Here is a 12,934-nt window from a genome sequence, read left to right on the forward strand (position 1 = left end):
CTTCTACAACCGCCAGCGGCGGCACTCTTCGCTGGGCTACGTCAGTCCAGTGGATTTTGAGCTTGCGGCCTTACCGCAGAAGTTGGCATCTTAACCCTACTGTCCACGTAACCGGGGCAAGCCCAGATGCTCTTCACGTGCGCCAAGTCGGCCCACGAGCAACTGGCGCGCTTCTTCGAGCGGGCCGCGGTGAAGGGGCTGCTCTTCACCTCGCTGTGCACCAACGAGCTGTCGGCCCGGCTCCACCTGGGCGTCATTGAGTGCGCCAGCGAGGCGGAGCTCTCGGCCCACCTCGAGCGCGCGGTGAGCACCTTCCTGCGCGCCTACCGCCCCTCCGCGCGCGGGTAGCAGGAGGCGGGCCGGCCGGGGGCTCACGCGTGCAGGGGCGGCTGCGCGCGGGCGGGGAGGAGTGGGCCGCCACCACGCCGGACACGCTCATCGCCCGCGCCGCGGTCGAGTCCATCCTCAACCGCGCGTAGGCCAGGGACTCACCGGGGGCACGGGCGCGGGCCCGGCCCCTGCTCCCGTCTACTTCTTCGCCGTGCCCTTCTTCTTGCCCTTCGCGTCCGCCTTGCCCTGCTTCTGGAGCTCGAGGACGTAGTGGGTGAGCGCCCAGCGATCCTGCTCGGTGAGGTGGGCGAAGGACACCATCGTGCTCCCCGGAATGCCGGTGGAGAGCGTCTTGAAGATCTCCTCCGGCTTGTTGCCCTTCTTGAAGGCCTCGGTCACGAAGTTGCGCGGCTTGGGCACCAGATACATGCCCGCCGGACCGTTCCCCTCGCCCTTCTCTCCGTGGCAGGACTGGCAATAAGAGGTGAACGCGGTCTTGCCCTTCGCGAGCAGCTCCGGCGTGGCCTTGGGCGTCTCGGCCGCCATGGCCGAGCCCGACACCACGACCGACAACATCAGTCCCATCCACTTCGTGCTCATGAGTTCCTCCCGGGTGCTGGATACGACGGGCTCACGCCTTCTTCTTGCCGGTGAGCTTGTGGTTGCTGATGGGCAGGGTGCGGATGCGCGTGCCCGTGGCGGCGAACAGGGCGTTCGTCACGGCCGGGGCGATGGGCGGCGTGCCGGGCTCTCCCACTCCACCCGGGGCCTCGCCGCTCTCGACGATCTCCACGGCGATCTCCGGCATCTCGTGGGGCGCCAGCATCGAGTAGTCGTGGAAGTTGCTCTGCTCGACGCGCCCGTTGCGCAGGGTGATCTGCCCGCGCAGCGCGGCGGACAGGCCGTAGACGACTCCGCTCTCCATCTGGGCGGCGATGGTGTCGGGGTTGACGTACCGGCCACAATCCACCGCGACCCACACCTTGTGCACGGCGGGCTGGCCCTCCGCGGAGACCGACACCTCGGCCACCTCGGCGACGATGCTCCCGAAGCTCTCGGCGATGGCGATGCCGCGGAACCGGCCCTCCGCCGGCGGAGTCTCCCAGTTCGCCATCCGGGCCACGGTGTCGAGCACCTTCACGAAGCGCGGGTGCGACTTCTCGAGCAGGGCCCGGCGGTACTTGTACGGGTCCTGCTTCGCCGCGTGCGCCAGCTCGTCGATGAAGCTCTCCACGTAGAAGGCGTTGTGGGAGGCACCCACCGAGCGCCAGAAGCCCACCGGCACGCCCGTGTCGACGGCGACGGTCTGGACGTGCAGGTTCGGGCACTCGTACTTCATGTCGGCCAGGCCCTCGATCGTCGTCATGTCGATGCCGCTCTTGGGCAGCCCGCCGAACATCGTCCAGCGCTGCATGATGGAGGGGCTGGCGATGCTCGCCGTGAGGGCCAGGGGCAGCCCGTCCTCACCAAGCCCGGCCCGCATCTTCACGAAGCTGGCCGGCCGGTAGAAGTCGTGCTGCACGTCCTCCTCGCGCGACCAGATGAGCTTGACAGGCTTGCCCACGGCCTTCGAGGCCTCGACGGCCTGGAGCACCATGTCGTTCTCCGCCCGCCGGCCGAAGCCACCGCCGAGGTAGGTGGTGTGAACGACGATCTTCTCCTGGGGCACCTTCGTCGCCTGCGAGACGAGGAGCCTGGTGAGGGTATGGGACTGCGTTCCCACCCAGAGCTCGATTCCCTCCGGCCGGACGTGCGCCGTGGCGTTGAGGGGCTCCATCGGCGTGTGGGCCAGGAAGGGCGTCGAGTACTCGGCCTCGAGCTTCACCTTCGCCGTGCCCAGGGCCTTGGTGGCCTCGCCCTTCGTGGCCGCCACGGGGTTCTTCTTGCCGCCGGCCGCGGTGCGCAGCTTCTTCTCGATGTCCTTCGAGGACAGTCCGGCCGTGGCGCCCTTCGTCCACCGGGGCTCGAGGCCCAGGACGACCGTCTTCGCCGTGAACCAGCTGTCCGCGACGGCGACGATGCCACCGGTCACCTTCACCAGCGACGTGCCCGCGGGCATGCCCTTGGCCAGTTCCTCGAAGTTCGCGCACTCCCCGCCGAAGACGGGCGAGTGGCGCACCGCCCCGTAGCGCATCTCCGGCACGACGACGTCGATGCCGAAGAGCGGCTTGCCCGACACCTTGGCGGGCGTGTCCAGCCGCTTCACCGGCTTGCCCACGAGCTTGTACTCGGAGGGCGCCTTGAGCTTCGGCTCCTTCGGGATGGCGCTGACGGGCAGCGCGGCGGCGGCGGCGGTCAGCTCCCCGTAACCCGCCTTGCGGCCGGTCGCCGCGTGGACGATCTGGCCCTGCTCGGCGCGGCAGCTCTCCGCGGGCACGCCCCACTGCTGGGCGGCGGCGGCGATCAGCATGTGGCGGGCGGTGGCTCCGATGCGCTGGAGGATCTCCCAGGTGGTGCGCACGCTCGTGCTGCCACCGGTGACCTCGAAGGGAGCACCGGTGTAGTTGAACTCGGCATCCGAGGGCGCGGGCTCGACGCGAATCCTGCTCCAGTCGGCCTCGAGCTCCTCGGCGATGAGCATGGGCATGGACGTGAAGATGCCCTGACCCATCTCGCTCTTGGCGACGTAGATGGTGATGAGCCCATCGGGGGCGATGCGCAACCACGTGTTGAGCCGTGCCTCCTGGGAGGCCTTGCCCTCGGGGGTGCCCGTGGCGGCGAACGCCTCGGAGCGGCGCATCGGGTTGGCGGGAAGGTGGAAGCCGAGCACGAGCCCCGCGAACGCCGCGGCGCCCGACTGCACGAAGGAGCGGCGGGAGAGCCCCACCGGGTTGTTCGTCTCCTGATCGGTCTTCATGTTCAGGCCTTCTCCTCGGAGTTGAGCTCGATGGCGAGCTTCACGGCCTTGCGGATGCGGCCGTAGGTACCGCAGCGGCACAGGTTCGTCATGGCGGCCGAGATGTCGGCGTCGGTGGGCTGGGCCTTGGCCTTGAGCATGGCGGCGCAGGCCATGATCTGCCCGGACTGGCAGTAGCCGCACTGGGGCGCATCGGCCTCGATCCAGGCGCGCTGCACGGGGTGGCTGTTGTCGGAGCTGAGGCCCTCGATCGTCGTCACCTCACCGCTCACCGCCGCCACGGGCATCAGACAGCTGCGCACCGCGGCGCCGTTGATGTGCACGGTGCACGCACCGCACAGGCCCTGGCCACAGCCGAACTTCGTCCCGGGCAGCCCGAGCTTCTCGCGGAGCACCCACAGCAGCGGCGTCCCGGGCTCCGCCTCGATCGTCACGTCCTTGCCATTCACCTTCAGAGTCTGCGCCATGCGGCCTCCCTCCAGACGCGAGGCGAAGGCCTCGTCCGAAGTGTGCAATCCCCAACGAGGAATATCGGGGAACGGGGCACGGGCCAATGTTCTTCGACAGAGGAGCCGCGCCCTCTCGCTGGCGGTATGAGGAAAGACCCTACACCCGGTATGAGCGAGCAGCCGGCCGAGTCAGGAGAAGGCGTTTGGACTCCCGCTGCCGTTCTCCGGTAACGCATGACATCCGCGGTGCTGGAGGTGCCGGACCTTCTTGCAGGACACTCTGGGAGTCCAGGCAAGGAGGACGGAATGAAGCACGTGATGCGAGTGGTCTCCCTGACGGCCCTGCTCCTCGGGGCCGCGAGCGCGGTCGCAGCGGAGGGGCAGCCCGAGGAGGCCGATACCCGGAGCGAGGCACAGAAGGTGGAGGACGCGCTCCAGGAGGCCTGGGACAACGCGGCCCTCGAGGCGCTGAGGGCCAGCACGGCGGCGGCTCCGGCCACGCCGGCCCGGGAGGAGCCCAGGGCCACCGGCCCCTCCGCGCCCGTGCCCGCCAACGAGTACACCGAGGCGCAGGCGATGGAGCTGCTGCGCACCGGTGAGCCGGAGACGGTCAGCTGGGTGCTCGGCCCGCCCATCCAGGTCCGCGGGTGCTGGTACTTCGCCACCAGCGTGCCCATCTCGTCCCGGTATGGGCCGCCCTACTACCACGTGTCCATTCATCGCATCCCCTCACGGCACTGCGTGGCGGACGTGATGCTGCTCGGCTCGTCGTACGCGGGGGGCGGCCTGATGACGAACAAGGAGAGCGAGGGCATCGCCCTCTCCTACCCGTCGAAGCAGACCCCGAGTGGCTCGGCGCTCGTGCACGTGCGGCTGCTCGCGGTGGACCCCAGGACGCTGACGGTCTCCCGGAGCGGCTTCCTCGGCACGTACCTCGGGAGCACCTACGCCTCCAGCATGCACTTCGAGGGCAACCGCCTCCTCGTGGAGACCAACCGCTACACGGCCACCTTCCCGCGCTTCCTCACCAGCGAGGAGCCGCCCATCGGGGTCATCTTCCCGTAGCGGGTGTCAGCCGTTGGGACCATGAGCCATCCCCCTCTGCCGGACACGCGGACGATCCTCGCGGACCTCAACGACTGGTACTCGCGGCTACCCGTGCAGCGGGCCGAGCCGCTCACCGGGCCCACGCGCGAAGCCGACGCGCTCCTGCATGGCCGCAGGCACTACGATGACGAGACGTTGTTCCTCTACGGCTACACCGTGGGCACACGCGAGCACTGCTTCTTCTACGACACGCCATGGGACGAGCGGACCCGCGTGCCGCGCCCTGGCGCCCTGGAGTGGTACGACGGGCTCGACATGCCCCGCCCCTTCCGGGTGCGCTACAGCGTCTCCCATCCCGACCGGCACGAGATCCTCGATCCCCGTCTCGGGGAGATGATGAAGCGCCCCTTGCACCGGGTGGGCACACGCCCCGCCGTCGCGGACCCGCTCACCGCGAGCGCCAGGGAGGTGCTCGGCCAGATCGAGCTCTGGGACGAGCGGCTGCCCTTGCTGCGGCGCGGCCAATTCCTCACGCCCATGAATGCACGGGGGGTGTCTGACTGGCTGCCGGCCCGGGCCCGGTTCGGGGACGTGGTGGGTACGGGAGACGCCGCGTATGTCTCGTATGAGTTCGAGGCGGGTCCCATCCGGTATGTGTTCGCGGTGAATCTCACCCACCCGTTCTCGCGGATGACTCCGAGCAACCATTGGCCGCAGGCGTCACGAGCGGAACGCCGGGCCCATCTCCGGGAGATCCGCGAGAAGGAGCAGGGCTTGAGAGCGCTCGCGGGAGCGCGGGACGTAGACGTGCGGTTCAACCCCGAGGACCCGGGGCAGCATTCGCTCGCCGCGGTCGACTCGTACATGAAGACCTACCAACTCGAGCCCCTCGCGTTTCCACGGAGCGACGCGCGGTAGATTCGCACCGCGTCACGGCCGGACACCGCTCCGGCCTCTCCCCCACCCTCCGGGGCGAAACAACGGTCTCCACTGGACACTCCGCGGGTGGGCTGCCCGGGAGTCGACGTTGGGAACTCGCGGGTGCCCTCCGGGACAGGCCACGCGTTGGATACTGGCGCGCGGGGGTGCTCCACATGCGGATCCCGTCTCCGGCCAGCGGGCCGTCTCCCGCTCATCACGAGGTGCTGCGCGGGGGCGGCGAGATGGGCGCCCTCATGCGCGCGCTGGACTGGTCCACCACGGCCGTGGGGCCCGTGGAGACGTGGCCGCAGAGCCTTCGCACCGTCCTCTCCATCCTGCTCACCAGCCGGCACCCCATCTTCCTCTGGTGGGGCCAGGAGCTCGTCCAGTTCTACAACGATGCCTACCGGCCCATCCTCGGCGCCACCAAGCACCCCCGGGCGCTCGGGCAGCGCGGGCGCGAGTGCTGGACGGAGATCTGGGACGTCATCGCCCCCATGATCCAATCCGTCATGGAGCGCGGCGAGTCCACCTTCATCCAGGATGGGCTGCTGTGCCTCGACCGCAACGGCTACCTGGAGGAGGCCTACTTCACCTACGCCTACTCCCCCATCAAGGACGAGTCCGGTGGCACCGGCGGTGTCTTCGTCGCCTGCACGGAGAGCACCGAGCGCATCCTCGGGGAGCGGCGCCTCCACATGCTGCGCGAGCTGAACGAGGCCACCAGCGAGCTCCAGAGCGCGGAAGAGGTGTGCCGCAAGGCCAGCGGTGTCCTCGCCTCCAACCCCCACGACATTCCCTTCGCCCTGCTCTACCTGACGGACGCCCGGAGCCAGACGCCGCGGCTGGTGGGCACGGTGGGCCTGGAGCCCGGTGGCGCCGCCGCGCCCTCCACGCTCGAGCCCGGTGACGTCCACGCGCCCTGGCCCCGGGTCCGCGGCGAGGCCGTCCTCCTGGAGTCCCTTCCCTTCTCCCTGGGCCCGCTTCCGGGAGGCCCCTGGCCGGAGGCGGCCTCCTCGGCCCTGGTGCTCCCCCTGTCCGCGCCAGGCCAGGACGCCCCCGCGGGGCTGCTGGTCGCGGGCATCAGCCCTCGCAAGGCGCTGGACGCGAAGTACCGCGGCTTCCTCGAGCTGACCGCCACGCACATCGCCAACGCCATCACCAACGCCCGCGCCTACGAGTACGAGCGGCAACGCGCCGAGGCGCTCGCCGCGCTGGACCAGGCCAAGACGGACTTCTTCTCCAACGTCAGCCACGAGTTCCGCACGCCCCTCACGCTGCTGCTGGGGCCCGCCGAGGACTGCCTCGCCGACTCCGAGCAGCCCCTGCCTCCCCGCCAGCGCGAGCGCCTGGAGGTCATCCATCGCAACGCGCAACGCCTGCTGCGGCTCGTCAACACGCTCCTGGACTTCTCCCGCATCGAGTCCGGGCGCATGCGGGCCCACTTCCGCCCCACCGATCTGGCCGCGCTGACGGCGGAGCTCGCCAGCTCCTTCCGCTCGGCCATCGAGCGCGCCGGCATGCGGCTCGAGGTGGACTGCCCTCCGCTTCCCGAGCCCGTCTACGTGGACCGCGAGATGTGGGAGCAGATCGTCCTCAACCTCCTGTCCAACGCCTACAAGTTCACCTTCGAGGGGACCCTCCGCCTCGCGCTCGAATCCGAGGGGGCGCACGTGCGGCTGTCGGTGACGGACACGGGCACGGGCATCCCCTCCCGCGAGCTGCCGCACGTGTTCGACCGCTTCTACCGGGTCCAGGGCGCGAGGGGCCGCACGCACGAGGGCAGTGGCATCGGGCTCGCGCTGGTGAAGGAGCTCGTCCGGCTGCATGGCGGGTGCGTGGAGGCCCGGAGCCGGGAGGGCCAGGGCAGCACCTTCACGGTGTCGCTCCCCCGGGGCTCGGCGCACCTGCCCGTGGAGCACGTGCGGGCGGAGGCACCGCTCGCCTCCACGCGGCGGGGAGCCACGGCCTTCCTGATGGAGGCCGCGCAGTGGGACACGCGCTCCGAGCCTCCGCAACAGGTGTCCCCCACGCGCCTGCTGCTGGCGGACGACAACGCGGACATGCGCGCCTATGTCCAGCGGCTCCTCGGAGACCGGTGGACGGTGCAGGCCGTGTCCAACGGGACGGAGGCCCTCGCGGCGATTCACGAGCAGGCGCCCGACCTCGTGGTGTGTGACGTGATGATGCCGGGGCTGGACGGCTTCGGCGTGCTGCGAGCGGTGCGCGCCCACCCGCTCACCGCGTCCATTCCCGTCATCCTCCTGTCGGCGCGCGCGGGCGAGGAGGCGGCCATCGAGGCCCTGCAGGCGGGAGCGAACGACTACCTGGTGAAGCCCTTCTCGGCGCGGGAGCTCGTGTCCCGGGTGCAGGCGCGGCTGGAGATCGCCCGGGCCCATGCCGAGGCCCGCACCCGGCTCCACACGCAGCTCATGCAGGCGCCCGTACCGGTGGCCATCTATTCCGGCCCCGAGCTGGTGTTCGAGCTGGCCAACCCGCGCTACCTGGAGATGCTGGGCCGCCGGGAGGACCCGGTGGGCAGACCCGTCCGGTCCGTCTTCCCCGAGCTGCCGCACGACGCGCCCGTCTTCCGGATGTTGGAGGAGGTGTACGCGAGCGGCCGGGCCTTCACGGCGGACGAGTACCGCATCCCCTTCGACCGGCGTGGGGACGGCGTGCCCGAGGACGTGTACTTCCAGCTCACGTGCCAGCCCATGCGTGACGGCAAGGGCGGTGTCGAGGGCATCATGGTGGTGGCCACGGACGTGACGGTGCAGGTGCTCGCGCGCACCCGGGCGCAGGAGGACGGCCGGCGCAAGGACGAGTTCCTCGCCATGCTGGCCCACGAGCTGCGCAATCCCCTGGCCGCCCTGAGCACCGCCCTGGAGGTGATGAAGCTCTCCCACGGCGACGCGGCGCGGGCGGCCCGCCTCCGGGAGCTGTGCAACCACCAGGTGGACTGCCTGGTTCGCATGGTGGATGACCTGCTGGACGTGTCGCGGATCACCCGGGGGAAGGTGGAGCTGCGCAAGCAGGAGGTGGACCTGCGCGCCATCGTCCAGGACACGCTCGAGACGCTCCGGTCCCGGCTCGAGGAGCGGGGACACGAGCTGAGCGTGACGTTCGCTCCGGGCGGCTTCCGGCTGGAGGCGGACGCCACGCGGCTGGAGCAGGTGCTCTCCAACCTCGTCTCCAACGCCATCAAGTACACCGAGCCGGGAGGCAGCATCTCCCTGCGCATGGCGCGCGAGGAGGTGGAGGGCGCCCCCTGGGCGGTGCTCCGGGTGCGGGACACCGGGCGGGGCATTCCCCGGGACATGCTGGAGCGGGTGTTCGAGCTGTTCGTCCAGGTGGACGCGTCGATCGACCGTTCCGCCGGAGGGCTCGGGCTGGGCCTGACGTTGGTGAAGCGGCTGGTGGAGATGCACGGGGGCACCGTCCACGCGCACAGCGAGGGGCCCGGCAAGGGCAGTGAGTTCGTCGTCCGCCTCCCGTTGTCGCGCGAGGTGCCCCGGCCCACCCGGATGCCTTGTGCGCTTGCGCGTCCGCCCCCCACGCTCCAGCCGAGACTGCGGGTGCTGGTGGTGGAGGACCGCGCGCCCGTGCGAGAGACGTTGAGGGTGCTGCTCCAGGGCATGGGGCACGAGGTGGAGGTCGCCACCGATGGAGTGGAGGGAGTCACCCGGATCCTGGAGCTCCGGCCGGACGTGGCGCTGGTGGATGTGGGGTTGCCCGGCCTGGATGGCCACGAGCTGGCCCGGCGGGTCCGCGCCTCCACCCACGGGGCGTCCCTCTACCTGGTCGCGCTCACCGGCTATGGCGGCCCCGAGGCCCGGGCCAAGGCCCTGGAGGCCGGCTTCGACCTGCATCTCGTCAAACCCTTGCGCGAGAGCGATCTGCTCCGTGTCCTCGAGGGCCCTCGCCCGAGCGGCGAAGGCCAGGGGCTCCCGCACTGAGCAACCCTGGAAACCGTCGAGCTCAGCCCACGCGGCTGCCGGGCGCCGTGCCGAGACGTTGCCGGACCAGCGAGGCGTGCTCGGCCAGCCCGTTGTCCCGCAGCCGATCCGCCGCCCATGACACCGCCGCCGGCCACGAGGCCACGATGGAGTGCGGCACGACCGAGGGCTTGATGCGGTGGATGATCGTCCGGGTGACCAGCGCCAGGGTCGGCGAGTTGATGAGCGCCACGATCCCCATCGACCACTGGCGCATCGGCACGGCCTGCTCTCGCAGGAAGTTCCACTGCTGCTCGCGCTGCTCGGAGGTGAGCGCCTGGAGCTGGCGGAAGTCCACCAGGGCCACGTGCCGCTCTCCCCGCCTCAGGTAGGACAGGACGCGCTCGAGCAGCTCCGCCTGCTGCTGATGGGTGATCACGCGTGGAAACGTCACCCGCACCAGCGGCCAGAGCGAATCATCCACGACGATAGAAGAAGCCGGCGGAGCCATGCGAGGAAGTCAAGCGCTTGCCCTGCGTTCTATCATGCCCGCTCGGAAAAGCAGCGGGCACCGCCGTCCCAGGCCGAAGCCCGGGAGTACGGTGCCCGCGAGCAGCGAGCCCCACGGAGTCAGGAACGGACCCGGGGGACTGCCGACTTCTCAGTAGAGGTAGCTCAGCGCGGTCTTGTCGGAGCTGCTCCACTCACCGGACTCGGTCGAGCGGAAGCAGGAGTTCATGATCGACCCGCCCACCCGGGCGTCGGTCGGCGTGCCGGGGATGTGGATGGCGCCCACGTTGGAGGCGCCCTCGTTGGTGGCGGAACCGCCGCAGCTGATGGAGCGGTCGTAGTAGTCCGAGTGACGGAAACCGATGCAGTGGCCCAGCTCGTGGGTGATGACGTGCTCGCTCACGTCATCGCTGTAGTTCTGCAGACCGACACCGATGTTGATGGTGCCGTAGGGCTTTCCGCCCGAGGGGAAGCCGGCCGAGCCGCCGGTGCCGCTCGCGGTCCGCGCGTTGATGGTCGCGCTGCAGTCGGAGAACGAGCCCCGCACCAGGGTGAACTGGAGGTTCTGGCTGTTGTAGTTGTCGATGGCCAGATCGAGACCCGCGCTGAGGCGGCTGTAGCTGTTGAACTGGGAGGTGGGGACGACGCAGATCTTCGTCACGCTGCTGCTGACGAGGTTGGTCGTCCGGTACTGCTCCGCGCCCTTGACGGGCTGGAGCATCTCGCGGGAAGCCTCGAGGGTCACGTGAGCGTCGCGCCCCACGTACACGGCATCCTCGACGACCATGATGTCGTCCGCCGGGAAGCCCGCCTCGACCAGGTTGGAGATGATCTCCTGGTTCTCCATCTGCGGATCGACACCGCAGCCAACGAGGGCAACACCGGCCAGCAACGCCATGGAAAGCTTGCGCATGAGGGGGGCTTCCTTTTCGAGGCACGACAGGGGTTTGATGCTCCACTTTCCAAGAAAGCAACCCTCGGGCCACTCCCGGACACACCGGAAATCAAGGACTTGGCCGACAAGGCCTGGTAAACCCTGGAGCACGGTCATCCCGCCCTGGTGGGAATTCCTGTAAAGGGCCCTGACATTTCCAGGTGAATCGCCCGTGGACTCAAGGGGTTGTGCGCACCGTGCCCAGGGTGTCCGAATCCCGGACACGCTGCCCACGAATCGGACAGTGGGTGCCCACCCCGGGCGCCACCGCCACTCCGGTTCAGCAGGAGCCGCAGTCCAGGCGACAGCTCCCGGCCGTCATCCCGCTCCCGCAGTGCTCCGTCACCTGGCACACCCCGTCCCCGCAGCTGTAGAGGTCCTCCTGCCGCACGCGCGTGGTGATGGCCGGGTAGGTGACTCCATTCCAGGTGCATGAGGTGTAGAAGGGGCTGGACGCCTCGCGGGTGCAGAGGTCCTCGCACCGGCCCACGTAGACCAGGGGGGCGCACCCCGGGAGCGTGCTTCCCAGGGCACAGGCCCGCGAGCTGCTCTGGACGCTGCTCAGCGAGAGCCCGTCATTGCCCACGAAGAGGACCGGCTCGCTCTGGAACAGGTTGCCGAAGAAGCAGCCCTCCCGGAGGGCATGGCTCTGCAACTCCTCGGCGGTGTAGGGGGTGGGCTGCCCCGTGGCATCCAATCCCAGCACGGAGATGGAGACATGCTGGCCATAGGGATTCACATGCGCGGCCAGGCACGCGGAGACAATCCGCAGCTCCGCCGTCGTCACCGGCTGGCCGCTCGCCCAATCCGGCGCCAGCCCCAGAACACCACTCCAGGTGTACGGGGTGTTCGTTTCCGGGTTCGTGAAGGTGCGGCTCTCTCCCGCGGGGACCGCGCATTGCACCATGTACTTCATCAACATGTCGTGGCGTGTCACGTCCTGATTGAACCAGGCGCGGAAGTCAGGCGTGTTCAGGCCACTGGTGTCGAGACCATTGAGGTTGGTGCCGTTGAGATTGGTGCCATTGAGATTGGTGCCGTTGAGCTCGATCCCGTTGAGCTCGATTCCATTGAACTCGATCCCATTGACAGTCAGGACTGGCCGGGCTTCGGTCTCGAGGGACAGGGACTCCTCGGAGAGGGCCGCGTCCGGTGCGCAGCCCGAGGCGCCTGCCAGCAGGAGTACGGAAGCGAGGGCCCCCGGCGCCATCCACCGTGACTTCATTCCGCTCGAGGAACCGCGAGTTGGCAGGTCGTGCATGTTTGCGCTCTCCCATGAATGAACGGCGCCTGGATGATGGCAAACACACATATTCAGCGGATGACATTGAAGCAGGCTCTGTCCTTCCCTGGACAGAGCCCGCCCTCCCCGGTGGGCTCAATTCAACGTCCCGCACTCGGCGATCCGCTGCACCCGGAGCGCGGCCAGCCGCTCCAGCGGCTCCGCCGCCTCCGGGCCCTCGAGCACCGCCACCGCGCGGGCAATCGCATCCAGGGTGGACATGCCGGACGGGTGCGTGGGCTCGCGGAGCCGGAGCAACCCGGGCTCGGGCGGCGGCAGTACCAGCCGGGGGAGCGTGCGCAGCACGGGCAGCCGCTGCGTCATCCGCCGCGCCTGGGACCAGCTCGCGTCCAGCACCACCAGTTGCCTCGGCACGGGGGCGTCCGGCGGCGCGGGGGGCCCATCGGGGTAGAGCAGCCAGGTGCCGGGCTCGGAGAGCAGCACGGTGTCCAGGGACTCGTCCTGGGCACCATGGATGAGCAGCCTGGAGTTCGCGAGCGCCAGCGCCGCCACCCGCCCGGTGTTGCTCTTCTTCCACGTCTCCACCACGTGCTGGACGAGCAGGAAGCGGGTGCGCGTCTCCACCCGGGGAATCTCGGCACACAGGCACAGGTGCGGCGGCAGGTTGCAGCGGGGACAGCGGGGCCGGTGGGAGTCGCGGGAAGACAT

General features: G+C 69.5%; 11 protein-coding genes. 4 read left to right on the top strand and 7 right to left on the bottom strand.

Translation table 11 applies throughout. The annotated features are described in order from the left end of the window. The first annotated feature begins 126 nt into the window (after positions 1-126). Positions 127-348, top strand: coding sequence for a TetR/AcrR family transcriptional regulator C-terminal domain-containing protein (locus AC16DP_RS51125; RefSeq protein WP_329730901.1), 222 nt, complete (start codon positions 127-129; stop codon positions 346-348). A gap of 180 nt (positions 349-528) precedes the next feature. On the opposite strand, the gene AC16DP_RS51130 is transcribed toward AC16DP_RS51125, so the two are convergent. The 3 genes from AC16DP_RS51130 to AC16DP_RS51140 are packed head-to-tail and all read right to left on the bottom strand — an operon-like array spanning position 529 to position 3,654. Beyond that, on the bottom strand, positions 529-930 hold the full coding sequence (locus AC16DP_RS51130) for a c-type cytochrome (protein WP_329730902.1): 402 nt from the start codon (positions 928-930) through the stop codon (positions 529-531). 31 nt (positions 931-961) lie between these two features. Continuing rightward, complete coding sequence (locus tag AC16DP_RS51135; RefSeq protein WP_329730903.1) at positions 962-3,187, bottom strand: xanthine dehydrogenase family protein molybdopterin-binding subunit; 2,226 nt, start codon at positions 3,185-3,187, stop codon at positions 962-964. A 2-nt stretch (positions 3,188-3,189) separates the two neighbouring features. After that, positions 3,190-3,654, bottom strand: a complete 465-nt coding sequence (locus AC16DP_RS51140; RefSeq protein ID WP_329730904.1) for a (2Fe-2S)-binding protein — start codon at positions 3,652-3,654, stop codon at positions 3,190-3,192. 288 nt (positions 3,655-3,942) lie between these two features. On the opposite strand from AC16DP_RS51140, the gene AC16DP_RS51145 reads away from it, so the two are divergent. From AC16DP_RS51145 to AC16DP_RS51155, 3 genes are all read left to right on the top strand, one after another. After that, entirely contained in the window at positions 3,943-4,701 is a 759-nt protein-coding gene (locus AC16DP_RS51145; RefSeq protein WP_329730905.1) for a ubiquitin family protein, read from the top strand. 21 nt (positions 4,702-4,722) lie between these two features. Continuing rightward, complete coding sequence (locus AC16DP_RS51150) at positions 4,723-5,601, top strand: hypothetical protein (protein WP_329730906.1); 879 nt, start codon at positions 4,723-4,725, stop codon at positions 5,599-5,601. Between the two features lie 176 nt (positions 5,602-5,777). Then, positions 5,778-9,560 carry an ATP-binding protein gene (locus AC16DP_RS51155; RefSeq protein WP_329730907.1) on the top strand — a complete coding sequence of 1,261 codons (3,783 nt, stop codon included), beginning with the start codon at positions 5,778-5,780 and terminating at the stop codon, positions 9,558-9,560. A gap of 22 nt (positions 9,561-9,582) precedes the next feature. Here AC16DP_RS51155 and AC16DP_RS51160 read toward each other — a convergent pair whose 3' ends face one another. From AC16DP_RS51160 to AC16DP_RS51175, 4 genes are all read right to left on the bottom strand, one after another. Beyond that, positions 9,583-10,050: a hypothetical protein gene (locus AC16DP_RS51160; RefSeq protein WP_329730908.1), complete on the bottom strand. Its 468-nt coding sequence runs from the start codon at positions 10,048-10,050 to the stop codon at positions 9,583-9,585. Positions 10,051-10,200: 150 nt separating this feature from the next. Next, on the bottom strand, positions 10,201-10,962 hold the full coding sequence (locus AC16DP_RS51165) for a zinc-dependent metalloprotease (RefSeq protein ID WP_329730909.1): 762 nt from the start codon (positions 10,960-10,962) through the stop codon (positions 10,201-10,203). Between the two features lie 301 nt (positions 10,963-11,263). Further along, positions 11,264-12,193 carry a pentapeptide repeat-containing protein gene (locus AC16DP_RS51170; protein ID WP_483957125.1) on the bottom strand — a complete coding sequence of 310 codons (930 nt, stop codon included), beginning with the start codon at positions 12,191-12,193 and terminating at the stop codon, positions 11,264-11,266. 168 nt (positions 12,194-12,361) lie between these two features. Beyond that, positions 12,362-12,934 carry a tRNA-uridine aminocarboxypropyltransferase gene (locus AC16DP_RS51175; protein WP_329730911.1) on the bottom strand — a complete coding sequence of 191 codons (573 nt, stop codon included), beginning with the start codon at positions 12,932-12,934 and terminating at the stop codon, positions 12,362-12,364.

The organism is Archangium sp., assembly GCF_057119385.1.